Origin of the sequence: Biostraticola tofi, assembly GCF_004343195.1 — a bacterium.
Taxonomy (GTDB): Bacteria; Pseudomonadota; Gammaproteobacteria; order Enterobacterales; family Enterobacteriaceae; genus Biostraticola; species Biostraticola tofi.
This window is the reverse complement of record NZ_SMCR01000004.1, coordinates 269,627-293,951: the sequence shown is the minus strand read 5'-3', so window position 1 is coordinate 293,951 and position 24,325 is coordinate 269,627. Positions and strand designations below refer to the sequence as shown.

Below are 24,325 nucleotides of genomic sequence, written 5' to 3'. Positions count from 1 at the left end.
TAACATCAAGGAAACGCGCATGTACCAGCACATTCTTCTTTCGACCGACGGTTCAGACGTTGCCCAGCAGGGCATCGACCAGGGACTGTCACTGGCACAAAAGCTCGGTGCCAAGGTAACGATCATTACCGTCACCGAACAGCTTCATACCTATGCCGGACCGGCCGGAGGCGCTGGCTGGATCCCGGCACCGGATGAGATGGTGGCATATGAAGCCGGCCGAAAGGAGGCTGCCGAACGGGTTCTTGCTAAAGCAAAGGCCGCAGCCGGCCGGCTCGGTGTCGAGGCCCAGACCATTCATCGACCTGACGCGCTACCAGCCGAAGCGATTATTGCGACGGCCAGGGAACGCGGCTGCAACCTGATCGTGATGTCCTCCCATGGTCGCCGCGGCCTTGATCGTTTGCTGTTGGGAAGCCAGACCTCGGAAGTCCTGGCCCAAAGCCCGATACCGGTGTTGGTCATTCGCTAAAGCGACTGTGCGAACCCAGGAAGCCGGCGGTCATTGATGAGTATTTCGTGGGTTCGGTCGCATGGGTGAAGCGTAGAGTGAGCACCGGACAGGGCCTGCTCAGTGCCCCCTTATTCAGGGCGAATCCGACGCCGTCCGCTCCACGACCGACTAACCGCCCGCTAACCTTAACTCCGGCTCCTCGGCGCAAATCTGAGCAAGAAAATCGATAAATTGCCTTACCCGGGAGGGCATACGCCGTCCGGCAACGGTAATAACGTGGATCGGAAACGGCGGCGGCGCATGCTGCTCCAAAATACGCACAACCTCGCCAGAGGCCAGCACATCCGTAAACAACCAACTGGCGTGGTGAGCGATGCCGAGTCCGGCGAGGACCGCGCCGCGGACATGCTCGGCGTCGTTCGTACGGAAGGCTCCCCCACCATCGACCGTAACCTGACGGCCGTCAACATGGAAACCCCACCCGACGACATCTCTTTGGTAGACATAGCTTATACGCTGATGGGTGCGGAGCTCGTCTAACGTTTGCGGCGTCCCGTGTTGGGCAATATAGGCGGCGGAAGCCAGAGTTATCATCCGCATGTCGCCGATGCGCCGGGCGACGAGAGCTGAATCCACAAGCCGGCCGATACGGATCGCGACGTCTATTCCCTCTTCGATCAGGTCAACGTGCCGCCCGGAAACCTCCATCTCGATCGCGACGTTGGGAAATCGCTTTCTGAATGCAGAGAGCCGGGGAATGACGAACATCCTGCCGAAAGCGGGCGAGAGGGTCACACGAACCAGCCCCGAAGGAGCCGACTGCCCTTCAAGGACTCTCTCTTCGACGAAGTCGAGATCTTGAAGAATGCGGACGATGCCCTCGTAATAGTCCTGTCCTGCTGACGTCACGGCAAGGGCACGAGAATTGCGCGCGAGGAGTTGTGTCCCCAGACGCGCTTCAAGCGCAGCAATCTGTTTACTGACCGTCGGTTGTGTGACGTTCAGATCCCGCGCGGCCTGAGAAAAGCTTCCGCTTTCGAAGACGCGCACGAACGTCCGCATTGCGTCTAATTTATCCATCACTTTTATTCCACACACGAAGAGAAAATATAGCAGTTTCCGCTTTCATTCGATTGTTCGAAGACGCGAATTCGTGGTCTTCAGCATGCCTTTAGGACCCGTGCGAGGGCTTGTTGGATACCCTTCGAAGCGGTCGTAGGCATCGTTGGCTGTTAACGTTTTTTATTCCAGCTGGGAGTCATTGGGGTTCACTGACGAGATACAGTCCCCGGCACGAATATCGCCATAAATTCCCTTCAAGAATAGATGCTATTCGATAACTGTCAATATCATTCCATTATGGAATATGCGAGTCTTGATTCTACCGGCCGCTCGCAGGCCATTAACTGATAGGAATACTTATGGCAATTAAGATTTATGGCGATCCCGGTTCTGGTAGCCGGCGCCGCGTTATCTCTGCAGCAGCGATCATGGGCATCGACATCGAGCGCGTGAATATCGATCTTTTCAAGGGCGAGAGCCATACGGCCGAATTCCTGAAGCTCAATCCCCATGGACTGAGCCCGGTGATGGTGGACGGCGATGTCGTTCTCTACGAGTCGTCGGCGATCAACATTTACCTCGCCGAGAAAGTCGGATCCGACCTACTCGGCGCCTCACCTGCTGAGCGCTACCAGATATTGCAGTGGATGTTCTGGTCAGGCGAGCAGTGGCGGATATTCGCGACGCTCACGTTCGACGAGCGAATCGCGAAGCGCTTCATGGGCCAGCCCGAGGATGACAGTATCGTCCAGTTGGCGTTCGACAAGATCCGGGCCGCCGCCGCGGTGCTAGACGCCCATCTAGCAGAGCGTCGGTTCATCGTTGGCGACCAGTTGACGCTGGCCGACATTGACATCGCTGCGCCCTTTTCGCAGTCGGCACGCACCAGGGTCCCCTTCTCACTATTCCCGAACCTTGTCGCGTGGCAGCAGCGACTGCTCGATACCGTGCCGGCCTGGGCGGAGACGAAGCGGGAGGTGGACGCGCGTATCGAGAGCGCGCTGGCCGGTGCAGGAATAGAACTGAAAGGACGGGAGGGTTGACGATGGATCATGAACTGTTCTGGATTAGCGGCAGCCCACGTCCCTGATGTAATGGTAGTTCGCCCCACCAATTCAAGCAGTCAAAAGTGCTACTCCTTATGCAGCCGGTGCTTATGCCCTTTCATCAGACTCAGCGACGCTGAATACGCCGCACCTTCGTCACCGGCCATGATGGCTTCGTAGATCGTTTTATGCTCATTCAGGCACATGCCGCCTTCTTTTGAGGAATACTCAAAGAACCACTTGAATATGGTGGTCAGCACATTGCCGAACGGCACATAGAAACAGTTGCCCGAGGAAATAAAAATCATCCGGTGAAACTGCGTATCGATATCGACCCAAAGCTTAGGATCGAAGTTTTCCGCCACATGGCACATCTGGCGGTAAATCCGGGACAGTTCAATCCGCTGATCTTTGCTGGCATTCACTGCCGCCAGCGCAGTGGCGTGCGGTTCTATCGCCTTGCGAAATTCCAGAAACTGGTGATAGATATCTTCCGTCGCTTCCATGCCCTGCATCCATTCCAGCAACTGTGGATCCAGCATGTTCCATTGCGGGCGTTCTTTGACGCGAGTGCCTATTTTCGGCCGTGACTCCAATAATCCTTTGGAGGTCAGCAGCTTCAAGGCTTCTCGCAGCGCGCTGCGGCTGACGCCAAACTGTTCACCCAAATCGACTTCACTCGGCAGGATTGCACCTGACGCCAGTTCACCCGACAGAATTTTGCGTGCAATGTCGCGGGAGATATGGGTACTCAGGCCACGGGTCATGCCTGCGGCGGTTTCAAACTGCATCGTCATGCTTTGCCCTTTTTCCTGTACAGATTGCCGACATCATAGTGCAGACGACGGCGCGCTGCATGCGCCCGTCGCACTGAGGCCACCGATTTGTGCGCTACGGCGCCATCTGGCCGCCGTTGACGTCCAATATCTGGCCGGTGATATAGCCACTGCAGGCATGAGAGGCGAAAAACAGATAAGACGGCGCCAGTTCCTCAGAGGTGCCGAAACGGCCCATCGCAATGGAGCCGGCGATTTTATCACGGACTTCCGCGCTCTTGTCGGCATGGAATACCGTGTCGATGGTGCCGGGTGCTATGACGTTGAAACGAATATTGTCTTGGGTGAATTCCTTTACCCAGTTACGGTTTATGTTGTGCAGCCAGGCCTTCGAGGCCGCGTAAAGGCTGGCTCCCGGCCCGCCGCCTTCGCGTCCGGCAATCGAACCGGTGCTGATAACCGAACTGGTTTTGCCGCGTTGTTTGGCCGCCTGCCGTAAATGCGGGATAGCGAATTTAGTGACCATCAGCGCCGAACGGGCATTGAGGTTCATCACCTGATCATAAAATTCGTCGTCGATATTCTCCAGCCCCTGACGTCCGCCCAGCCCCCCGGCGTTATTGACCAGCACATCAATGCCGCCAAAGCGAGCGACAAATTTCGCCACCAGCGCCTCACACTCGGCGGATTGGGTCACATCGGCGCCAAAATAGGCCACTTCGCCAACGCTGATGGCGATGTCTGCCGCCAGTTGGTCGTGGGCGGCATCGTGACGATGGCCGTTGATACCGACCTGGGCGCCGGCGGCGGCAAAGGCCTTGGCCGCCGCCAACCCGATACCTTTGGTTGAACCGGTGATCAACACCCGCAGACCTGCCAAATCGTTAAACATGATGACTCCTTTATGATTGAGGGATATTGAGGTGAGAGACGGATTGCCAAGCCACACTGAACGCATCTTCCGCTGCCGGTGCGTCGCCGTTATTAATGCAAACGCTTAACGTCCGGTTGCCGGTAAAGAAAATAGCCAGTTCGGTTTGGCATGGGTCATGACTGACCACGCGGATGCGTTCCACCTGGCCGCGCGCATCAATCGAGGTTTCTGTCGCTTCATCGAAATAGCCGTGGGTTTCAAACGCGCTGGCAAAAATGGCGTCGGTGCCGTGAGTCCGCAGCAGCAGTGCCGGTTCGCAGCGCAAGTTGAAATGCGGATCGCCCGCACCGGTACGGGCGACAATCAGCTCACCGCCGGCGGGAAAAGCGCTGACCAGCGTCTGGTAGCTGTCGCCGTCGAGCCAGCTGAATAAAGCGGAATCACCCGGGGCAATTTTGGCCCGCGCGCAGTCCCACAAATGCTGATAGCCGTGATCTGTACCCAAGGGGGTGAGCTGTGCGGCAGCCTGCAGCGCGGTATCGCTGGCCATAAACTGCCCCAGATGATGCAGGCAATAATCGTACTGGTGCGGCTGCGGGCTGGTCAGGCGAAACACATCGACAATCAGCGGCGAGGGTAATGCCGGCACGCTGAGCATCAGCACGGTGCGTTGCTGTCCCACCCCGGGATAATAGCCGGTCAGCCGGGCGCTCATGCCCTGCATGGCCGGATTGCCGGTGACAAAGAAATGCGGTTCGCCAAAGCGTTGTTCCGCCTGCAGACTGTCGCCGTTATTCTGACTTTGACCGTCCACCACTACCGTATTGTGCGCCACCGTCTGTTTGCAGTAACTGTGGTTTTCCGCAATGTAGCGACCGCCAAATTTCGGTTCAATATTTACCCAGCGGCCAAAACCGTAATCCCGCAGGAACTCACGTCCGCGACTGAACAGGCTGAGATGCAGCCCGTCGAAGTGTCCATGATTCAGTGCCGAATGCAGTCGCGGAATGCTGCCGTGCTGGCCGTAGTACATCAACGCCATAGCCGGGTCTGCAGCGTCATGGCGTAAAATGCCGATCCCGCCCTGGCTGCCTTCCGGACCATCGCGCAGTTCGACGCTGCCCCAGTTCACCGCTTGCGCGGGCAGAGCCTGTAGCGCGGCGGATAATTCCAGGGCGGCGGCACTGACCCACAGGGTGCGCTGCTGTTGCGCGACAGCGGCCCACTGCGGCGACTGATCATAGCGGAAGTAGCAAACGCTGGCGGCAATCACGGCGCCATCATCACGAATATTGATGGTTTTAGAGGCATCATTCAGCGCCGGCCAGGTGCCGTCGGGGAAAGCCGTCTGCAGGAGGGCTTCACAGGTTTTACGGATAATCTGCCCGCGAAACTGATAAATCTGCAATGCCGGCTGACGCCGTTCAATAGCTTCCGCCAGCAACAGCAGCGGGCGCAGCGCAAAGCGGTGATAATACGGACCTTCTATGTAGTAGCCATCAGGTGAAAACAGCTGGCTAAGCTGGGCGAAGAAACCACCACTTTCACTGTCGCCTCTCAGGCCGTACAGGGCTTTTTCCACCAGGGGTGCATCCCCCAGCACGTAGCCGCTGATGGCCGCCGCCGCCACCGACCAGATACCGTGGTTATGCACGATATCGAAATCCCCGGCGTGTCGGTTCAGCGCGTCAGCCGCCATCACACTAAAAAGATGATCTTCGATATTCTGACGCTGGGCCGCGTCAAGCGAGGGTATCAGGCAGTGATAGCCTTCGACCGCATACAGCCAGAACATGTTTTCATTCAGCGTCTGATGGAACAACCGGCCGGGCGCGTTGCTGTCTTTGCTGGTGGCGCTGCCGAGGGCGGGATAAATAGCGGCATAGCCGTTCAGTAGCGCCAGCGCGTAATCGTAATAACGCGGTTCACCGGTTATCAGGAATAAACGCCCGGCCAGATTGATAGCCAGATAATTTTGCTTGTGCTGCGTATGCTCCGGACCGCCCCCTTCGCCGTGACCGGGAATGCTCAGCGGTTGGGTGATCAGTGTTTCAAGCGTGGCGATTTGCGCTCGCAGGGCTGAGCCTAACGGGGAGTTCGCTTCCAGCTGTCCGCGCAGTTTTTCCGCTTCGCTGACGCTTATCAGCAATGGCTGCCAATCATTCATTTTTTAGCCTCCTGGGTGTGGGGCGCGACATATCCCGCCGCAAACGACGGCAGTGACAGCAGCCAGGTTTCGCGTTCAGCTTCCATCACCGCCCCGCGGGTGACCCGTTGGTCATAGCCGTCAGAGGTCGGTTTAGCCACAGACGGCCAACTGAACGTCGCGCTGCGGATGTGCTGCTCATAACGGTTTTCACCGATGGCGTTGTCCGCCCACGAAAGTAATGGCACCGGCCGCACCCGGATTTCGTCGAGGGCTTCATACGGCCATGGCACAAAGGGATCGGTATAACGCGCCATAAAATCGAGCGAAGCGAGTATGCTGCCCCCCGACGGCGTTGTATAATGCCAGAGGTCAATACCATTTTTTTGCGCCAGCACCGCCAGCAGGCTGACCGCCTGTAAGTTGAAATAGCTGTAATGAAAAGAACGGGTGCGCGCCAGTTCTTCAGGCTGCGTGCCGTCAGCGTTCAACTGCACATCCAGCTTACTTTTCGTAAGCTTAGCCATCTCGCCAATCACCGCTTTATCACCGAGATACCAGGCAATGCCCGCCACCTGCGTTGCATACCAGTTGCCGTGGTTGTTTTTGGTCTGGCTTTCTTTGATGGCGAGTTTGTTGCTCTGCAACCAGTGCAGGTAATCCTGCATCCACGCCCGCAGCTGTTGCTGGTCGTTATCGGTCCAGGCCGGATTTCCCTGCAGCAACACCAGGGAATCGACAATGCGGGTGGAAAAATAGCGACCGTCCAGCACGCCCGCGTTGCGCCCCGGCGATATGCCCGGTACGCCCTGGGCGAAGTTCAAGTTCGGGTTCATGCGGGTCTGGGGCGTGATAAACCAGGTGCGTAGCAGGCTGGCGGCTTTATCGGCGTACTGCTGCTCACCGGAGAAATACCAGGCCAGTGTCAGGTGCTGCACCCGGGCGGTGAAATCCGCCAGCCGCACGCCGTCACTCTGATTGTTTTTACTCGCCGGGTTAACCTGGCCGTCTTTGCGAGTCCACGGCAATCCGTCGGATTTGCTGTCATCAGGCCACCAATAAGCGCTCAGGCTAAGGTAATCATGCTTCGAGCCGCTTGGCGGCGTCATGCCTTTATCGGTCACGCTCAGGGCCGGTTGCTGCAGGGCCGAATCCGCTGCGGCCAGTAAATGCCGATAGGCCTCTAAGGTTTGCGGCGCCGCGCTGTGGTTCTGCAGTTGCTGACGGACAACCGCCAGCTGGGCACTATGCAAAAATGCCGGCTCCGCCGCCAGGGCGCCTGCTGCACCGGTCATCAACGCCACTATCAGCAAGCTACCTGGGGTGATTCTTTTTCCGTTACCAGACCCTGTTGACGTCATATTTTCTCCCGGCTGAACGCCGTTATCGCGATCGGATCTCCAGCTTTAGTCATACTAATAAAGCAATGAACCGTCAGTTTAGCCAGCGGTAATTGCCACAATAGCCCGTTAAAAGCCCAACAAGTGACAATACTCACAATTTCATAACAAACTAAGCATTTCTTATTTGTCTGACTATTAATTTCAGTTCACTCTTCTACTCTTGCTCAATACATAACCAAAAACACCTCACCCTACCAACGAGAGAGTCACGACAATGGATATCAACGTTCTGGTCATGATCGGTTACTTCGTCTTGATGATTGCCATTAGCTATGCCTTTAAAAAAATGGCTTCCGGTTCCTCAAGCCACTATTTCCGCGGCGGTGGTCGAATGCTCTGGTGGATGGTCGGCGCAACCGCATTCATGATCCAGTTCAGCGCCTGGACATTTACCGGCGCCGCCGGCCAGGCTTACCGCTATGGCTTCAACGTCGTCAGCGTATTCGCCGGCAATGTGTTTGGCTATCTGGTCGCCTGGTGGTGGTTTGCCACCCGTTTCCGCCAGCTACGGGTTGATACCGCCACCGAGGCCATTAACCATCGCTTCGGCAAAGGTAACGAACAGTTTTTCACCTGGATGATTATCCCGCTGAGTATCCTCAGCGCCGGCGTGTGGCTTAACAGCCTGGCGGTGTTTGCCAGTGCGGTGTTCCAGCACGACATCACGCTGACGCTGTGGGTAACCGGCATCGTGGTGCTGGTAATCTCTCTGCTGAGCGGCGCCTGGGGTGTGGTGGCCAGTGACTTTGTACAGACGCTGGTGGTGGCGATTATTTCCATTGCCTGCGCGGTAGTGGCGCTGTTCAAGGTCGGCGGCCCAGTGAAACTGGTCACCGAGTTCCCTGCCGGGTTCTTTACCGGCCCGGATGTCGGCCCGCATTATATTTCCTTGCTGGTGGCCTGCTTCCTGTTTTTCTTTATAAAAAATGTACAAAGTATCAATAACCTGCAGGATTCCTACCGTTTCCTCAATGCCAAAGACAGCTTCAATGCCAAAAAAGCGGCGCTGTTCGCGCTGGTACTGATGCTGATAGGCACCGTCATCTGGTTTATTCCGCCCTGGGCAGTAGCGATCCTTTATCCGGACGCGGCAACCGCCCATCCGGAACTGGGCAAAAACGCCACTGATGCGGTGTATCTGATTTTCGCCGAACGGGCGATGCCAATGGGCACCGTCGGCCTGCTGATGGCCGGGTTGTTCGCCGCTACCATGTCTTCCATGGACTGCGCGCTGAACCGTAATTCGGGGATATTCGTGCGCAGCTTCTGGACGCCGATTATCAACCGCAACAGCGAACGCAGTGACACATACCAGTTGCGCGTCGGCCAGCTGGCCTGCGTGGTGAACGGTGTGCTGGTTATTCTGGTGGCGCAATACATGCACACCATGCAGACGGTCAGCCTGTTTGACCTGATGATGAAAGTCGGCACCCTGATGCAGGCGCCGATTATAGTGCCGCTGTTCCTCGGGGTGTTTATCCGTAAAACGCCGGACTGGGCGGCGTGGGTAACCGTGCTGTTTGGCTTATGCGTGTCTTACGTGGTGGCGAACCTGTTCACCGCCCCGGATGTCGCACGTTTGCTGGGCATGACCTTGACGGCGCGTGAGCTGCTGGATGTGGCGATCATGTGGAACATCTTCGCCCATCTGGTGTTTACCGGCGGGTTCTTCTGCCTGACCAGGCTGTTTTATCGCGAGCAAGAAACGGCCAGAAACGCCCAGCGCCGGCAATTCTTCGCCGATATGGAAACGCCGGTGTATGCCGATGATGAACAGGATGAGTTTGACCGGCTGCAACGCGACAAAATCGGCCGTATTTCGATGTACATGGGCGCGGGTTTGTTGCTGATGGTACTGGTGCCTAATCCCCTGTGGGGCAGAGTGCTGTTTTTGCTGTGCGCCTTGTCAATTCTGCTGTTCGGCTGGGTTTTGCACCGCAGCGCAGAAAAAGGGATGAAAGCAGCCCAGGCGGCCAAAGCAGTAAGAGGCATCTAGCAACGTCATGGGTACCGGATGGCAAATGCAGGACTTGCGCTAGGCAGTCCTGCATTTTTACCGGCTGATAACCCGCGTCGGCTGCAGCGTTTTGCGCCGTTATCCCCCCATCCGTATACGGCCAAGGGTCGATGTCCTCTTATTGCCGAAGCGGTAACGTCACGCTACCGGCAGCGAAAGCCGCTATTTGAGCGCCGCAGCACCGGCCTGGGCAATGTCTTCATCATGCTGGGGCGGCGAGCCTTGCCTGGAGCCAGTTCGACGCCTGCCGGCACGGCGGCGTTATCCATGCGCACCAGAACGATGGGCGCACCGGCACTATCGACCACGGCGATCACGCACGGCCAGCGAGTCGTTTGTCATCCCCGAGCAAGTGCTTGGCCTGCGCGAGGTGGCCAGGCGCGGGAGATTCGATCCCCATATTATCTCGTCGCCCGGTTCGCTGGTTGCGGTGCTGACCCAGGTAGCGCTGGGTGTAGGTGTTGCCGTTATTCCCAGTGTACTTATCAACACCGTTCAACTGCCGAATGTGGTCTTCAGGGAGATTGCCGGGCCCGCCATTATCTCGGAGGTCGCGGCTCTGTTTCGGCGCCATGAGCGATTGCCGACGGTGCGCAACCTGATAGACCAGTTGCTTGAGACCAATGCCAATGCGCCATTTCAACCGCAATGAATGGCCTCACCGACCAGCATCGGCAGTTGCTGCTTGGCCGTTATGGTCCTGCTGATCAGACTGGCGCGCATTGGGACGGCGACGCATGACGATTTCTTCAATCTCCTGCATATGCTCGGATCCCCATTGGCATAAAGGGGCCAACGTCGCGGCCAGGGTCTTGCCGAAATCAGTTAGCGAGTATTCAACCTTAGGGGGGATCTCACCGTAGTCGATGCGTTTGACAATCCCATCCAACTGTAATTCTTTGAGTTGCTGAATAAGGACCTTGTCGCTGATTCCTCCTACCGCCCGCCTCAGCTCTCCATATCTACGCGTCCCCTGTACCAGATGGTAAAGCATCGTGGGTTTCCACTTACCGCCGAGCACGAACAGCGCAGCTTCAATACCGCAACTAAACGGGGTCTGTTTCATGGTCTCGCTCCAGAAGAATTTGGCTACTTACCAAAAGGTGCATACTAGCATAATGGAAAGTTCGTCTATATATTTGCAGCCATGGCAGATGGTCTTTATTGAGGGATGCAAGAACGGCTTTCCGTTGGTGCATTCCGGCAACCAAATATCCGCTCATATAATTTCGCGCCCCTGTTCTGCCTAAATCCTTAATCCACAGGAACTCAGCATGGCAAAAATTCTCGTTACCGGCGCAACCGGACATATCGGTAGTAAAACGCTCCAGCACCTTTTGAAACGCACCCCCGCCAACAGTCTGGTCGGTCTTGCCCGCGACCCCGCCAAGGCAGCCAGCCTCGCCGCCGAAGGCATTGAGATTCGCCAGGGGGACTATGTCGACTATCCAGGGCTGGTGGGTGCCTTTGCCGATGTCGACAAACTGATGATGGTCTCCGCCACCGCTTTTAGCGATCGCAATCGCCAGCACCAAAATGTTATCAACGCCGCCCGGCAGGCTGGCGTCAAGCACATTGTCTTTATGCCGATCATCCACCCTACGGGCTCGGACTTTTTCCTGCCGCAGGTCACTGAGCAGGATCTGTTCGTTGAGCAGGCCCTGCAGGCTTCCGGGCTGACCTATACCCTGGTGCGCCATCCGCCGTTTTTTGACAGCATAGAATTCTATATCGGCAGTCAGGCCCTGCAGACCGGGGTCTACGCGCCGTCTGGCGAGGGTAAAGCGAGCTATGCCAGTCGTGATGAACTGGCAGAGGCGCATGCGGTGGTGCTCAGTGAAGCGGGCCATGAAAACAAAAGCTACTCGCTGTACGGTAATTCGGCGGTTTCGCTTGCTGATATCGCGCAGATCCTGTCGGCGATAAGCGGCAAGCCAGTGCCATTCATCGCCTGCCCGGAACAGGACTACTTAAACCGTCTGATGGCCGCCGGCCTGCCTGAACCGGCCGCCCATTTCGCGCTGCAGTGGCTGCAAGCCATCAACGCCGGCGAATTCGATGGCCAAACGGGAGACCTGGAAAAACTGCTCGGCCGCAAACCGATGACTGCGCAGGAATTTCTGCGACAAAACTATCCCGCTCGTTAAGCAAAAACCGCGCTATGGCGTCGCTTGGTCGCAGCAGCGCTTCCGGTGTCGAATGGCTTCGGACAGAAGCGATGCGCAATCGGTGTAGGCCATTGAGATAACAGGTGTAAAATAATTATAATTAACATATTTATCAATCAATTAAGCCCTTCGGCATCAATAAACCCGGTTCGCCAATTTTCAGGAAGTCAATGAACGCACGCAGCGAAGCAGGCATGTGAGTGCGTTCAGAATAATAGAGGTAAAATCCCGGAAAAAACTGACACCACGGTTCGAGAACGCGGATGAGCTGTTTGTTTTCCAGAGCTGACTCGACCAGATCCTCGACAAGGCAGGCCAATCCCAGGCCCCTGCAGGCCGCCAACAGCAGCAGATCGGTGTCATTTAAGGTAAGAACATTATTCACTTCAACATCGAATACACTGCCGCCATTGTCGAAGCGCCATTGAGATAAGGCCCCGGTACTTTTCCATTTGTACGTTAGGCAGAAGTGATCTTTCAGCTCAGCCGGGACCTGGGGTGGCGGTCGATCGGCAAAATAGGCAGGCGCACCGACCACCGCCATTCGAAGATCGGGGGTAATGCGCACGGCTACCATATCGCGACTGATTTGCCCGCCAATCCGCACGCCGGCATCGAAACCTTGAGCAACCACGTCCGTAATGTCATTGTCTATCACCAGATCCAAGCGAACTGCCGGGTAAGCCAGACGGAACTGCTGTAATTTGGGCAGGACCGCTATCCGCGCGGCGATACTTGGCAAATTAATGCGAACCACCCCCATCGGCGTTCCTTGATAGGCCTCGACCGCCAGTACCGCTTCATCCATCCCCGCCAGCATCGGCTTGATGCGTTCATAAAGAACCGCTCCGGCCTCAGTCAGTCCGACACTTCGGGTTGTACGATTTAGCAGGCGAATGCCTAGTCGGCTCTCTAAAGAGCGCACCGCACGGCTTAGGGCTGACGGCGATACTGCCAGCCGCTTGGCAGCGCGTCCAAATGCTCGCTCATCACATACGGTGACAAAAGCCTTTAACTGGGTGAATTCCATCCCATCCATTATGATCTCCAAACGCAATACTACATGCCAGATTATCACCATATTAAAACATAATTGCTGGCTGCATACTGTCCTGAAAGGCGGTAAAGCGACCGGTATGGTACCGTGAAGCTGCTTACCGTTATGCCAGGAGTGAAATAATGAGCTTGATGAAACGTTGGGAAATCAACTCTATAGGCATGCAGCACCTCAGATTGAACCACGTCGCGACCCCGACAGCCGGACCGGGAGAAGTCCTGGTCAAAGTCAACGCAGTCGCGCTGAACTATCGCGATAAAATGGTCATCGAGACCGGCCGGGGACTTCCTCTCAGGTTCCCATTTACACCCGGATCTGATGTTGCGGGAGAGGTGGTTGCTGTCGGTAAGGGCGCATCTCGTTTCGAGGTGGGTATGAAGGTTATCTCCACGGCCACTCCCGACTGGATCGACGGCCTGCGTGCAGGTACCGCCCGAACGCCGGCCTATCAGACCTTGGGAGGCTATTATCCAGGCGTACTGGCCGAGTATGTTGCCATGCCGGAAGACTGGCTTGTCTCGGCACCCAGCACGCTGGAGCCTTGGCAGGCATGCACATTGCCGGTGGCTGGCCTCACCGCCTGGTTTGCGCTGGTCGAGCGGGCAGGCGTCAGAGCTGGCGATACGGTGTTGATTCCCAGCACCGGCGGGGTCGCTCTTTTTGGCTTGCAGATAGCCAAGGCAAACGGGGCTAAGGTCATCGTCTGCAGTCAACCCGCCTACGAGGCGCGCGCGCGCGCACTCGGCGCAGACCACTTTATCGACGTCAACAGCGATTGGACCGAGGCGGTCTATCAGCTCACTGCCGACCGAGGAGCAGACATCATTTTGGAGGTTATCGGCGGTAAGCATCTTGGTCAGTCGGTTCAGGTCACCGCGGTTGGCGGCCATATCTGCCAGATTGGCGCACTTGACGGCTGGGACATTATCGCGCCGGCAATGCCTTTGATGTTGAAGGACATCACCCTGCATGGCATTGGCACAGGCAGCCGCACGGCACTGGAACGATTTATTCGTGCAGTCGATCAAGCGCGCATCACGCCAGTGGTCGATTCCCGCTATTCGCTAGGCGACCTGCGGGCAGCTTTCGAGCATTTGAAAAAAAGGCCATTCGGCAAGATCGTGATTGACGTTGCCGGCTAGTTGGAAGACATTTTAATTTGGGTGATGAAAGTGGGTCATCAGCGAGATCCTCACGGGTTAATCCCAAGATCGAGTCAGGCAGCCTGAGCTGACAGGGGGTTTGCTTTGCTGTCGAAACTGACGTCTTTATCACATCAGGTCATGGCGACCCAATCCGCCGTTTTCAACGCATCGCGCTTTGGCGAGCGACCCGGCAACATCCGCCACCACCGCGCTGGATTACGGTTAACGGCGGTGTGGTGCGAGATAATCCCCAGGTCAACCAAACCATCGCCGACATGATTGGCTTCGGTTTTATCACCTCTGCAACGTTACGGTAGATATTTACGTCGCACTGTACTGCGCTTGATCCTCCAGCGCCCGCACCGTCTGGTGGCGCTGCCAATAAAGGCCCAAGATATGTTTGAAGCCGTCGATGTCCTTTTTCAACCCGGGCAGCCGGATCTCGCTGCGCTTTTTGCCCTGCGCGTTTGGCTGGACATGCTGCAGGTACAGCACGTCGGTACCAAATCGCCGGATTACATTGATATTCTTGATATTATCCCACTCAAGTGGTTCAGTCGTTTGCGCCGTCACCACTCCCTGATAGGTAATCTCAACCTGCTGCCCATCTTTCAATGTATAAGCCACCGGGGGGAAATACTTCAGGACCAGCGCAGTCTGTTCTTCGCCGGTGGGTAGATAGCGCCAGGCCAGGCTTTCTTCATGCACCGACGAGAAGTCGCTTTCGTATTTCTGCCATAACTGTTGTTCAATGGTATCTGCAACCGGCATCAAATCCACCCAGCTGTCCGCCGGTAATTCGGCCGCAATCGCTGCATAGCGATGTTCTTCAACAGAGTGACCGACGTTGCGCATCCTGTCGGCCAATGGCGGATGTGAGTCAAACGGATGGGGTATATTCTGCTCCCGCATCATGCTGATAAAATCCGCTGAGCTGACATGCTGCGGCAGGCCGGCGGCAATCGCCTTACTGATACCCAGCTCTTTTTCGTGCAGGGTTTTATGTTCAAACAGGGCGTGTTCTACTTCACCCCGATAGCTGGCATAGGCAGAAATTTTAATCAGTGATTCGACAATCGCCGCCGGCGTCACCAGCGTCGCGGCGCTGCGGTCGGCGACGAACTCGCGTTCGCGGCTGTTACGCTGCCAGGCAAGTTCAAACAACATGCGGTACAGGCACAATGGGTAGAATACCACCAGCGTCGATACATTCTGCCCCATCAGCTGAGTATACAGATCGAAGCGATGCAGTTTCGGTCCCAACAGGGCGCCTGAAGCGGTATCGCCCTCGTGCAGGTGGGTAAGCTCATGCACCATCACCCCGTCAGCCTGAGCCGAGGTCAGTTGGCGCAGCAGTGGGATACTGACATAAAGTTTTCGCCCCTCCAGCATTTGCCCGTTGACCTCGAGCGGTGCTTCGGTCACATAAAAGTTGGTATCAATACCGGCAATGATGTGGTCCGGCGGTGTGGTGCCCAGTTTCGCCGCCAACGAATCAATCCGCTGCCACAGCGCCGGAGCCGCTTCCCGGGTCACCACTTCACCTTCAATGCCCTCTTCAGGCGGCAGCTTTTTGAAAATACCTTTGAAGATATAGAACATGCCGCCCAGAACCATGATACCTACAGCAAAAACCAGCTTTGGATAATAGGTTTGGGTAAAAAAAGCCGTGCCCCAGAAGGATAGCCAAACCAGCATCGCTCCCTGCGCCGCGACTTCCAGCACACTGGCAATCATCAGGAACGGGCGCGCCAGCGACAGGCTCAATAACTGCCCTTGGCGGTTTCTAAAGGCCAGTGCGCTGAATAACAACACCATCAACAGCACCACGACACTGGCGACCAGTGTCCAAAAGGCCAGCTTAGCGATCATATGGAACTGCCACAGTTCGGACTTCCTGGCGCAGACCGCGTCCTGATAATCGAGCATATCTGCCGATACGGCGCCACAAACGCTGGAAGGGGGATTCTGTTGCAAGAACGCGTTCAGCTTATCGACGTCTTGGTTTTGTCCGCGCGCGTCATTAATAAAAATGTCAGTATATTCCTGGTCGAGCTGATTGCTGCCGTATTGCGCAAATACCAGCGTAATGGCCGGAATCAAAAAAAGCGTGAACAGAAGAGAGAGAGAGACTTTCGCATAACTTTTTTTCAGTGCCGTTAATTTATTCAAAATATGAAACTCTAAAGTTGTCTGTTGGAATCACAGGCTGTTTATATCAGGCAGTAGCCAAATACAGAGCTCCCAGCGTTTGAAGTGGCATGGAATCCCTGCATGCATAGTAAGATACGTCGCCTGTTTATGTTAATGCAATGTTAAAAAATACGATAGTAGAATATGCAGGACAAGTGAATATTCTTTTTATTTGTGTGTATAACCCTAAGGCCACGCGCAAAGCGTGCTTTAACCTGCGTAGCCAATTCAGGCCAATTATGTGATATGCCTCCCAAAAAAAAGTCTGGATAGCCTCTATTATCGATACTAGTATGGTAGATGACACTTTTGATGATGAGGCAAGAATAAACATGCAAATGACAATGCGCTGGTTTGGGCCAGTAGAAGATAAAATTCCGCTTGAGCATATTCGCCAGGTACCGGGGGTCGAAGGCGTAGTGGGCGCACTGTATGACGTTTCCGTTGGCGACGTGTGGCCAAAAGATAAAATCAAAGCCCTCGCTGACCAGGTTCACGGGGCAGGTTTGAAAATGGAAGTCATCGAAAGCGTCAACATCCATGATGACATCAAACTTGGCGTTGCCAGCCGAGACCAGTACATCGAGAACTATAAGCAGACCATCCGCCACCTCGCTGAAATTAGCATTAAAGTCATTTGTTATAATTTCATGCCGGTGTTCGACTGGATGAAAACAGACATGAATTATGTCCTGCCAGATGGTTCCCTGACCATGGCCTTTGAGAAAAAGGATATCGATAAAAGTCTTGATGAAGTGGTTAAAGAAGTACTGGAAAATTCCAACGGCTTCGCCCTGCCCGGCTGGGAGCCTGAGCGCCTGGCGAAAGTGCAGGAATTATTCGCCAAATATAAAGATGTCGATGACGAAAAACTGCGTGAAAACCTGGTTTATTTCCTTAAAGCAGTGATTCCGGTGTGCGAAGAGGTTGGCATTAAAATGGCCATTCACCCGGATGATCCGCCCTATTCTATCTTTGGCCTGCCGCGCATCATCAAGAACCGTGACGATCTGGACTGGCTTTGCAATGCGGTCGATTCTGAAGCTAACGGCATTACGCTGTGCACCGGCTCTATCGCCGAGGAGCCTGCTAATGACGTTTATGACATCCTGGCTGAATTCACCCGACGCAAGCGCATCCACTTTGCCCATGTCCGTAATATCAAGATCATAAAAGACAAAGATTTTTATGAGTCCGCCCACCTGTCGCCCTACGGTTCGCTGGACATGTTTAAGGTGATGAAAGCCCTGCATGACAATGGCTTTGATGGCTATATCCGTCCCGATCACGGACGGTTTATCTGGGGCGAAACCGGTCGGCCGGGCTATGGTTTATATGACCGAGCTTTAGGCGCTAACTATCTTCTCGGGCTCTGGGAAGCACTCGAAAAACAACGCTAAGCCTCCAGGCCGGCGGCATCGCCGGCTTTTTATTTGGAAAAAAAACAAGGCACTGACATGTCCCCGTTTATGGCGCTTTTCTGGGTTCTGGTAGGTATCGCGCTTTTAGTGATAATGAACCTCAAATATAAATTCCATAATATATTTGCATTGCTTATCGCCGGTATATTTGTCGCCGTAATGGAAGGTATTCCCCTCGATAAGATTGTTGCTGTTATCCAGGAGGGCCTGGGCAGCATCCTCGGGCATCTTGCTCTTATTATTATATTCGGCGCAATCATCGGCAAATTCATGACCGAATCCGGTGCCAGCCAGCAAATAGCAGATACCGTTATCGAGCGCTGCGGCACCCGATTTCTGGCCGTGGGACTGATGTTCATCGGCGTTATTTTTGGTATTGCCATGTTCTATGAAGTGGCAATCCTGATTGCGATGCCGCTGGTATTAAACATCGCCAAAAAAGCCGATATTCCTTATATGAAACTGGTGGTGCCCACCGTGGTCGGCGCGACCATGGGACACAGCCTGTTTCCGCCACAGCCGGGGCCGGTGGCCTTAATCAGCGCCTTTAACGCCGATATTGTCCAGGTGTATATGTTTGGTGTTTTGGTCATCATTCCGGCGTTGTTCTGTGCGGGTATTTTGTTGCCAAAATTCCTGCCCGGCATCAAATCCATACCGCTCAATTCATTAATCAAACCGGTAGAGGAGAAAGCGACCCACGACCTGCCGTCCTTTGGCATCAGCATGTTGATCCCGCTTATTCCGGCGGTGCTGATGATCGTGGCATCCCTGATCAAAGGCATCATGGGCGCAGAATCCCAGTTGACAAAAATCTGCACATTCCTCGGCAGTGCAGAAATCAGCATGCTGCTGGCAACCTTTGCCGCGATCTGGTTCCTGGGCGTCAAACGTGGCTTGTCCCCTGAAGGCATTACGCATAATGTCAGCGATGCCATTGCCAAAATCGCCAACGTCCTGTTTGTTATCAGCGCCGGCGGGATCCTGAAGCAAGTCATTATCGTCTCAGGCGTCGGCGGGCATATCGTCGATATTATGAGTGATGTTCCATTATCGCCGTTTATCGTGGCGTGGATTATTACGGCGATTATTCGCATATTGACTGGGCAAGGCGCTGTCGCGGCTATCACCTCAGCCGGAATTGTCGCCCCGATGGTGAGCGCATTTCATCTTAATCCGGCGCTGATGTGCCTGGCTGTTGCCTGCGGCAGTAATACCATTACCTTAATGTATGACGGTGGATTCTTGCTGTTCAAAGAGACCTTCGGCATTTCAATGAAGGACACCTTTAAAACCTGGGGTTTGCTGGAATTGATTAACTCGGTCGTCGGCTTGCTGATGGTGCTGCTGCTTAGCCTGTTCATTGCCTGATTTTCTCCCCGCCAAACTGCGAAGATAGCCGAATAAGTTCAGCCAATGACCGCTAAAATCCAGTATTATAGCGGTCATTGCTTTGCATTGGATAATCCTTTACCCCTATGTCAAATAATCACGCCAGCCTGTTGAAACGCCTCGAGCAGAGCCTATCCGATGGCAGCCGCACGCCGCTTTACAAACGCTTTGTCAGCGTTATAAAAGAAGCGGTCAGGGAGGGATTGCTCACTCACGAGGAGATCTTGCCGGGGGAAAGGGAGTTCAGTCACGCGCTAGGTATTTCCCGCATAACGGTACGCAAAGCGATGACGGCATTGGAAATGCAAGGCGCGGTAACCCGCTCGCGTGGGTACGGCACCCAGATCTGCAGTCAGTTCGAGTATTCGCTTAAAGAACCCAAAGGACTGTCTCAGCAAGCGGTATTGACCGGGAAGAAACCCGATACCGTCTGGATTGATAAACAGCTGGTCCACTGTGACCAGGGGATTGCACTAAAACTGGATCTTGAACCGGGAAGCGATGTCTATCACCTTCAGCGTATCCGCTACGTTGATCAGTTGGCGGTGTCGGTTGAAGAATCGTGGGTACCTGCGTCGTTCATTGTTGATGTCAATGACATCGGTATCTCACTGTATGACTATTTCCGCTTGCATCAAATCACACCGGTTATCTCCCAGAGCCGCGTCAGTGCACGCATGCCGGATAGCGCTCTGCAGAAACACATTTCCCTGCCGGATGATATACCGGTACTGGTGATTAAGCAGCTCGCGCTCACCGCACAGGGAAACCCGCTGGAATACAGTATCAGTTACTGCCGCAGCGATATGTACGTCTTTATTGCTGAGTAAGGCGTTTTTGCCAGAAATCCCTCAGTTCAGCGCCATCGGGAGCACAATCCCCCCCGCGATGGGAGACGACATAAGAGGCCACCGCATTACCAAGCGCCACTGACTGGCCAAGTGACCAGCCTGACGCCAAGCCCGCCAGCATGCCACCGGCATGGCTGTCCCCGGCGCCAATGGTATCGACGACCGTGGTCGGCAAAGCGTTGATCCACGCCATATGAAGCTCATCACAAAACCCCGCCCCTTCGCGATCAAGCCTTACCACTAATGGGCACGCAAATCGCGCACGCCACTGTTGCAGCAGCTGGGTGGAGTCATACGAGGTGGTTTGCCCCAACCTTTCCCGCCACAGCAGTGCGGCCTCCTCACGATTGACCGTTACCAAGGGTTTTAGCGCCATCACCCGGGCAAACATGTCGTCACTGAGGTCTGCCAAACGCGGACCAAAATCCAGCAGCAAGCGATAAGGCAGGTCCAATTGCTCCAGCCAGCAAACCAGGACGTCCCCGCTTCGACTGGTCAGTTGATAGCCAGAGAGATAAATCCAGCTGTCTGCCGGGGGCGATATAGCCGTCAGCATCTGAGCGTCCCACAGATTCTCGACCCCACTTACCGATAAAAAGGTGCGCTCGCCATCAGGCTCTACCAGCGCCAGGCACCAGCCGTTATCTCCTTTAGTGGTCTCAGTGACGCTGATTATCCCATACTCGTTGAGCTTATCACGCACGATGCTCGCCCAGACGCCCTGCCCCATCGGCAAGGCGTTGACGCTGTTGATGCCAAGGCGATGCAGCGCGATAGCGACATTCAGGGCGCAGCCGCCGACATTCACTCCCTGCTGGTGCAGTTCCACATCGCTGCCCCGATGCGGCAGGGTGTATGCATCAGCGATCACATCCACGACGGCGGCGCCAATGACCATCACCGGTACGCGATTGGCTAGACTCTGGAGCGCATCAGGCGTCAGCATAGGCTGCCTCTCGCTGCTGGCGATAGTGCATGAATGGCACGCTGTAATGGCTGAAATCCATGCCATTGGCCTTATCCAGTTCTGCCTTCAGCGCTGGATCGATGGCATCGACGCCATGCAAGGCACCACATATCGCGACGGCCATCGCACCGATAGTATCAGTATCGCCCCCCAGATTGGCGCAAAGGATGGCACAACGGTTTGGATCGGTAGCCGACAGTTCAACCATCGCAATCGCCGCAGGTACCGATTCAATCGTCGCCGTTCCGGTGCCCACCAGGTCATAGATCGCCTGCATGGTTGACTCTACGCCACGCCCCTGCTCAACCACCGACAGGGCCAGCTCGATACGCGAACACATCGCGGCACTGAAGGTCGTGACGCGTTTTTCCTGCGCCGCGCGGGCTACGGCCGGAAGTTCATCACGGATCGTGGCCCAGGCTGTACCCTCGATCGCCCGCGACACCGCCCACGCAATCACCGTGGCACCTGCAATGGCGACATCAGACTTATGCGTCGGACTGGATGCCAGGGCGACCGCCTGAATAAATCCGTCCAGATCGCGCGCCGGCAATAGGCAACCCAGCGGGGCGATGCGCATTGCCGCTCCATTGGTCATGCCATTATTCTCAAGGTCTGCGACCGGCGTTCCCTGTTTGAGCGCATTAAGCGCAATTTTAGAGGTTGGCCCCAGCACATTTTTGCTGAAGGCATCGAATCCTTCAGCCCAGCGTAAGATATTGGCGCCTATGGTTTCAGCGACGATTTCCCCGTCATGGGCCAGGATGGCATCTGCCAGCGCCAGCGCCATTGACGTATCGTCAGTAAATGTTGCGCGGCTAAAATAGCAGGCGGCATTATTTTCAGCGGGTCCCGGCAAAAACCGATCGATCCAGCCAAAATGCTGCTTAACCCGACTGCGTGGCCATAGCTCTGACGGCATGCCCATGGCATCGCCCAGGGCCTGGCCATAGAAAGCGCCTAAAATTCGTTTTTCCCGCTGGTCAATCTTCATTTTTTCACTCTCTTAATGTTGTCGGTCAGCAGCGGCCGGTGCTTCAAATGCCGCCAGCTGGTCACTGCGTTTTTTGCCGTCACGGAATAACGCGATAAAAACAAGTGTAATCAGTCCTATCATCACGCTGCCGAATAACCACATCCCGGACCAGTTAAACGTCAGCCCATGCTGCGGTGGGTTATAGGCAAACATCTCCTGCATCAGGTAACCGCCCAGACGGTAGCCAAGTAGACTACCAATCCCCTGACAGGCCAGCGTAATCAAGCCTTGGGCGGCATTACGCATGGCAATCGGCGCTTTCTTGTCGACGTAGATATACGCGGTCACAAAGTAAAAGTCATAGCTGACGCCGTGGAGCAAAATGCCCATAAACAGCAGACCCAGAGTCAATAGGTTGTCGTCTGATCCGAAGATAAAGAACACATAACGCAATGCAGCCGTCACCAGTCCCAGCAACAATACCTTGCCAATACCAAACCGTTTGATGAAGAAAGGCAGGGCTAACAGGAAGAAAACTTCTGATACCTGGCCGAGCGTCATCCAACCCATTGCATGCGGCAGACCGACCTCGGTCAGATAGCCTTCGGCAAAAATGTAATAGAAGGCCAGTGGCATACTGAACATAAATGAGCAAACAAAGAACACCAAGAAACTGCGGTCCTTCAAAAGATGCAGCGCATCAAGACCCAGTGCGACACGCAGGCTGAATTTACCGGTACTTTTCGGCTCGGTAGCGGGCAGGGTCAAGGCAAATATTCCCAGCAGCAGTGAACTGGCCGCGGTAATCAGTAGGGGGACGTTACTGGCGGAGATATCGCCAAAGCCTAGTACCGACGGCAGGAAACCGCAGGCAATACCTGATGCTATCCAACCTAGCGTTCCCATAACGCGGATACGCGGATAGTCACGTTCGACATCTCCTACGTGCGAAAATGCAATGCTATTGGTCAGCGCGATTGTCGGCATATAGGTCAATGCATACATCAATAGCAGGGGGAAGAATGAACTGAAGTGCCGTTGTTGCGCGGCAAAAAACATCAGCCCAGCACCCGCAATCATCAATAACGACAAGACCTTTTGAGCCTGGAAAAAACGATCGGCGAGAGAGCCAACCAGTATCGGTGAGAGAATGGCCGCTATCGAGGTACAGGCATAACACCAGGCAATCTCAACCGGCGTAAACCCATTCTGGGAGAGAAACGCCCAAAGCGGTACAAACCATGCCCCCCAGATAAACCATTCAAGAAACATCATGCAGGACAATTTCGGAATTTTTGATTTCATTTAGCGATGACTCCCTGATGTTGGAAACACAGGCTAACATCAAAAAATAATACCTTTATAATACCTTTATGCCAATATTTGACTTCAGTCGCAAAATTTGGACTTGAAGGTGATATCAGAACGGGATTAGCTTGTGGCCATAATAGAAAAGACGCCACCTTATAGTGGCGCCCTTTGCTTTTGAGTAACGCCCTCTGGCATCAGATGGTCTGGCCACCTGAGACTTCAATACGCTGGGCTGTAACCCAACGATTGTCATCAGCCAGTAAGCTGGCCACCATCGGGCCGATATCGTCGGGCACACCGACACGACCCAATGCCGTCATGGCGGCGAACTGGGCGTTGACATCGGCGTTGTCTCGCACCAGCCCGCCGCCGAAATCGGTTTCAATCGCCCCCGGCGCTACGGTATTCACCGTTATACCGCGCGGACCCAGCTCACGGGCCATATAGACGGTGAGCATTTCTACCGCCGCCTTTGCCGCTGAGTAGGCAGAAAAACCAGGGTAGGACACCCGGGTCAGGCCGGAGGAGAAATTGATGATGCGCCCGCCAGCAGCCAGCAGCGGGGCCAGCGTCTGCACCAGGAAAAACACGCCCTTGACATGCACATCGAACAAGCCGTCGAACTGGGCTTCGGTGGTCTGTGCAATCATCGCAAACTCGCCGTGACCGGCGTTGTTGACTAAATGATCGAACGTATCGCGTTGCCAACCCTCTGACAGCTGTACGCGCAGGTTTGCGGCGAATGTGGCAAAGCTCGCGGTCTGCGCCATATCGAGCTGAAGCGCGACCGCCTTGCGGCCCAGGGCACGGATTTCAGTGACCACCTGTTCAGCCTGCTCTGCATTTCCTCGGTAGGCGACGATGACATCGCCCCCGCGTTTGGCGATTGACAGGGCGGTGTTACGGCCGAGACCGCGATTGGCTCCGGTAACGAGTGATAGTTGACTCATGATAGGTCCTTGCTGTTTGGTGGTCCCACTACCTTACGGCCATCAATACCTGCTGCATTGCCCAATTCTGGCTATTTTTTGCCTGTTTCTATTTCCATGGCCAATGGCAGGGTCAG

22 protein-coding genes are annotated in these 24,325 nt (G+C 55.0%); 9 read left to right on the top strand and 13 right to left on the bottom strand.

The window, feature by feature from the left end:
* Positions 1 to 19: 19 nt before the first annotated feature.
* Positions 20 to 472, top strand: a complete 453-nt coding sequence (locus tag EDC52_RS11170) for a universal stress protein (protein ID WP_131865400.1) — start codon at positions 20 to 22, stop codon at positions 470 to 472.
* 150 nt (positions 473 to 622) lie between these two features.
* On the opposite strand, the gene EDC52_RS11165 is transcribed toward EDC52_RS11170, so the two are convergent.
* Entirely contained in the window at positions 623 to 1,534 is a 912-nt protein-coding gene (locus EDC52_RS11165) for a LysR family transcriptional regulator (RefSeq protein WP_131865399.1), read from the bottom strand.
* Positions 1,535 to 1,875: 341 nt separating this feature from the next.
* Here EDC52_RS11165 and EDC52_RS11160 point away from each other — a divergent pair, with 341 nt between their 5' ends.
* A complete protein-coding gene (locus tag EDC52_RS11160; RefSeq protein WP_131865398.1) occupies positions 1,876 to 2,559 on the top strand; it encodes a glutathione S-transferase family protein in 684 nt (227 codons plus the stop codon).
* Positions 2,560 to 2,648: 89 nt separating this feature from the next.
* Here the strand turns inward: EDC52_RS11160 and EDC52_RS11155 are convergent, their stop codons facing one another.
* The 4 genes from EDC52_RS11155 to EDC52_RS11140 all read right to left on the bottom strand — a co-directional run bounded on the left by EDC52_RS11155 (position 2,649) and on the right by EDC52_RS11140 (position 7,719).
* The gene (locus tag EDC52_RS11155) at positions 2,649 to 3,359 is read right to left on the bottom strand and encodes a FadR/GntR family transcriptional regulator (protein WP_131865397.1); all 711 of its coding nucleotides are present in this window, start codon (positions 3,357 to 3,359) and stop codon (positions 2,649 to 2,651) included.
* Positions 3,360 to 3,453: 94 nt separating this feature from the next.
* Positions 3,454 to 4,230 carry an SDR family NAD(P)-dependent oxidoreductase gene (locus EDC52_RS11150; protein WP_131865396.1) on the bottom strand — a complete coding sequence of 259 codons (777 nt, stop codon included), beginning with the start codon at positions 4,228 to 4,230 and terminating at the stop codon, positions 3,454 to 3,456.
* A gap of 10 nt (positions 4,231 to 4,240) precedes the next feature.
* A complete protein-coding gene (locus EDC52_RS11145) occupies positions 4,241 to 6,379 on the bottom strand; it encodes a heparinase II/III domain-containing protein (protein ID WP_131865395.1) in 2,139 nt (712 codons plus the stop codon).
* Positions 6,376 to 7,719, bottom strand: a complete 1,344-nt coding sequence (locus EDC52_RS11140) for an alginate lyase family protein (protein ID WP_131865394.1) — start codon at positions 7,717 to 7,719, stop codon at positions 6,376 to 6,378. Before EDC52_RS11140 ends, EDC52_RS11145 begins: the two co-directional genes overlap by 4 nt.
* Before the next feature lie 256 nt (positions 7,720 to 7,975).
* Here EDC52_RS11140 and EDC52_RS11135 point away from each other — a divergent pair, with 256 nt between their 5' ends.
* Positions 7,976 to 9,757, top strand: coding sequence for a sodium:solute symporter family transporter (locus tag EDC52_RS11135; RefSeq protein ID WP_131865393.1), 1,782 nt, complete (start codon positions 7,976 to 7,978; stop codon positions 9,755 to 9,757).
* Between the two features lie 164 nt (positions 9,758 to 9,921).
* Here EDC52_RS11135 and EDC52_RS20435 read toward each other — a convergent pair whose 3' ends face one another.
* The gene (locus EDC52_RS20435) at positions 9,922 to 10,086 is read right to left on the bottom strand and encodes a hypothetical protein (protein WP_407924209.1); all 165 of its coding nucleotides are present in this window, start codon (positions 10,084 to 10,086) and stop codon (positions 9,922 to 9,924) included.
* Between EDC52_RS20435 and EDC52_RS11125 the strand changes: the two genes are divergently transcribed.
* Positions 10,023 to 10,430: a LysR substrate-binding domain-containing protein gene (locus tag EDC52_RS11125; protein WP_407924213.1), complete on the top strand. Its 408-nt coding sequence runs from the start codon at positions 10,023 to 10,025 to the stop codon at positions 10,428 to 10,430. The genes EDC52_RS20435 and EDC52_RS11125 overlap by 64 nt on opposite strands.
* A gap of 6 nt (positions 10,431 to 10,436) precedes the next feature.
* Here EDC52_RS11125 and EDC52_RS11120 read toward each other — a convergent pair whose 3' ends face one another.
* The gene (locus tag EDC52_RS11120; RefSeq protein WP_131865391.1) at positions 10,437 to 10,844 is read right to left on the bottom strand and encodes a winged helix-turn-helix transcriptional regulator; all 408 of its coding nucleotides are present in this window, start codon (positions 10,842 to 10,844) and stop codon (positions 10,437 to 10,439) included.
* A 208-nt stretch (positions 10,845 to 11,052) separates the two neighbouring features.
* Between EDC52_RS11120 and EDC52_RS11115 the strand changes: the two genes are divergently transcribed.
* Positions 11,053 to 11,925 carry an SDR family oxidoreductase gene (locus EDC52_RS11115; protein ID WP_131865390.1) on the top strand — a complete coding sequence of 291 codons (873 nt, stop codon included), beginning with the start codon at positions 11,053 to 11,055 and terminating at the stop codon, positions 11,923 to 11,925.
* A gap of 133 nt (positions 11,926 to 12,058) precedes the next feature.
* Here the strand turns inward: EDC52_RS11115 and EDC52_RS11110 are convergent, their stop codons facing one another.
* Positions 12,059 to 12,985 (bottom strand): LysR family transcriptional regulator, encoded by a 927-nt coding sequence (locus tag EDC52_RS11110; protein WP_131865389.1) that lies wholly within the window; start codon positions 12,983 to 12,985, stop codon positions 12,059 to 12,061.
* A gap of 137 nt (positions 12,986 to 13,122) precedes the next feature.
* Here EDC52_RS11110 and EDC52_RS11105 point away from each other — a divergent pair, with 137 nt between their 5' ends.
* A complete protein-coding gene (locus tag EDC52_RS11105) occupies positions 13,123 to 14,145 on the top strand; it encodes a zinc-dependent alcohol dehydrogenase family protein (RefSeq protein WP_230468026.1) in 1,023 nt (340 codons plus the stop codon).
* Between the two features lie 324 nt (positions 14,146 to 14,469).
* Here EDC52_RS11105 and EDC52_RS11100 read toward each other — a convergent pair whose 3' ends face one another.
* Positions 14,470 to 16,320 (bottom strand): M48 family metallopeptidase, encoded by a 1,851-nt coding sequence (locus tag EDC52_RS11100; RefSeq protein WP_131865388.1) that lies wholly within the window; start codon positions 16,318 to 16,320, stop codon positions 14,470 to 14,472.
* 353 nt (positions 16,321 to 16,673) lie between these two features.
* Between EDC52_RS11100 and uxuA the strand changes: the two genes are divergently transcribed.
* The 3 genes from uxuA (at position 16,674) to EDC52_RS11085 (ending at position 19,984) form a co-directional block, all read left to right on the top strand.
* Positions 16,674 to 17,741 carry a mannonate dehydratase gene (uxuA, locus tag EDC52_RS11095; protein ID WP_131865387.1) on the top strand — a complete coding sequence of 356 codons (1,068 nt, stop codon included), beginning with the start codon at positions 16,674 to 16,676 and terminating at the stop codon, positions 17,739 to 17,741.
* Between the two features lie 57 nt (positions 17,742 to 17,798).
* Entirely contained in the window at positions 17,799 to 19,133 is a 1,335-nt protein-coding gene (locus tag EDC52_RS11090; protein WP_131865386.1) for a gluconate:H+ symporter, read from the top strand.
* A gap of 107 nt (positions 19,134 to 19,240) precedes the next feature.
* Positions 19,241 to 19,984 (top strand): GntR family transcriptional regulator, encoded by a 744-nt coding sequence (locus EDC52_RS11085; RefSeq protein ID WP_131865385.1) that lies wholly within the window; start codon positions 19,241 to 19,243, stop codon positions 19,982 to 19,984.
* On the opposite strand, the gene EDC52_RS11080 is transcribed toward EDC52_RS11085, so the two are convergent.
* The 4 genes from EDC52_RS11080 to EDC52_RS11065 form a co-directional block, all read right to left on the bottom strand.
* Positions 19,971 to 20,951, bottom strand: coding sequence for a PfkB family carbohydrate kinase (locus tag EDC52_RS11080; RefSeq protein WP_131865510.1), 981 nt, complete (start codon positions 20,949 to 20,951; stop codon positions 19,971 to 19,973). The two genes, EDC52_RS11085 and EDC52_RS11080, sit on opposite strands and share 14 nt — an antisense overlap.
* The gene (locus EDC52_RS11075) at positions 20,938 to 21,966 is read right to left on the bottom strand and encodes an ADP-ribosylglycohydrolase family protein (RefSeq protein WP_131865384.1); all 1,029 of its coding nucleotides are present in this window, start codon (positions 21,964 to 21,966) and stop codon (positions 20,938 to 20,940) included. Before EDC52_RS11075 ends, EDC52_RS11080 begins: the two co-directional genes overlap by 14 nt.
* Positions 21,967 to 21,978: 12 nt before the next feature.
* Positions 21,979 to 23,253, bottom strand: a complete 1,275-nt coding sequence (locus EDC52_RS11070; protein ID WP_131865383.1) for a nucleoside permease — start codon at positions 23,251 to 23,253, stop codon at positions 21,979 to 21,981.
* A 200-nt stretch (positions 23,254 to 23,453) separates the two neighbouring features.
* Entirely contained in the window at positions 23,454 to 24,209 is a 756-nt protein-coding gene (locus EDC52_RS11065; RefSeq protein WP_131865382.1) for an SDR family NAD(P)-dependent oxidoreductase, read from the bottom strand.
* Between the last annotated feature and the right edge of the window lie 116 nt (positions 24,210 to 24,325).

Bases quoted from the DNA above. Each gene is read 5' to 3' on its own strand.
- EDC52_RS11170 (WP_131865400.1), top strand. From the start codon at position 20: ATGTACCAGCACATTCTTCTTTCGACCGACGGTTCAGACGTTGCCCAG.
- EDC52_RS11165 (WP_131865399.1), bottom strand. From the start codon at position 1,534: ATGGATAAATTAGACGCAATGCGGACGTTCGTGCGCGTCTTCGAAAGC.
- EDC52_RS11160 (WP_131865398.1), top strand. From the start codon at position 1,876: ATGGCAATTAAGATTTATGGCGATCCCGGTTCTGGTAGCCGGCGCCGC.
- EDC52_RS11155 (WP_131865397.1), bottom strand. From the start codon at position 3,359: ATGACGATGCAGTTTGAAACCGCCGCAGGCATGACCCGTGGCCTGAGT.
- EDC52_RS11150 (WP_131865396.1), bottom strand. From the start codon at position 4,230: ATGTTTAACGATTTGGCAGGTCTGCGGGTGTTGATCACCGGTTCAACC.
- EDC52_RS11145 (WP_131865395.1), bottom strand. From the start codon at position 6,379: ATGAATGATTGGCAGCCATTGCTGATAAGCGTCAGCGAAGCGGAAAAA.
- EDC52_RS11140 (WP_131865394.1), bottom strand. From the start codon at position 7,719: ATGACGTCAACAGGGTCTGGTAACGGAAAAAGAATCACCCCAGGTAGC.
- EDC52_RS11135 (WP_131865393.1), top strand. From the start codon at position 7,976: ATGGATATCAACGTTCTGGTCATGATCGGTTACTTCGTCTTGATGATT.
- EDC52_RS11120 (WP_131865391.1), bottom strand. From the start codon at position 10,844: ATGAAACAGACCCCGTTTAGTTGCGGTATTGAAGCTGCGCTGTTCGTG.
- EDC52_RS11115 (WP_131865390.1), top strand. From the start codon at position 11,053: ATGGCAAAAATTCTCGTTACCGGCGCAACCGGACATATCGGTAGTAAA.
- EDC52_RS11110 (WP_131865389.1), bottom strand. From the start codon at position 12,985: ATGGATGGGATGGAATTCACCCAGTTAAAGGCTTTTGTCACCGTATGT.
- uxuA (WP_131865387.1), top strand. From the start codon at position 16,674: ATGCAAATGACAATGCGCTGGTTTGGGCCAGTAGAAGATAAAATTCCG.
- EDC52_RS11090 (WP_131865386.1), top strand. From the start codon at position 17,799: ATGTCCCCGTTTATGGCGCTTTTCTGGGTTCTGGTAGGTATCGCGCTT.
- EDC52_RS11085 (WP_131865385.1), top strand. From the start codon at position 19,241: ATGTCAAATAATCACGCCAGCCTGTTGAAACGCCTCGAGCAGAGCCTA.
- EDC52_RS11080 (WP_131865510.1), bottom strand. From the start codon at position 20,951: ATGCTGACGCCTGATGCGCTCCAGAGTCTAGCCAATCGCGTACCGGTG.
- EDC52_RS11075 (WP_131865384.1), bottom strand. From the start codon at position 21,966: ATGAAGATTGACCAGCGGGAAAAACGAATTTTAGGCGCTTTCTATGGC.
- EDC52_RS11070 (WP_131865383.1), bottom strand. From the start codon at position 23,253: ATGAAATCAAAAATTCCGAAATTGTCCTGCATGATGTTTCTTGAATGG.
- EDC52_RS11065 (WP_131865382.1), bottom strand. From the start codon at position 24,209: ATGAGTCAACTATCACTCGTTACCGGAGCCAATCGCGGTCTCGGCCGT.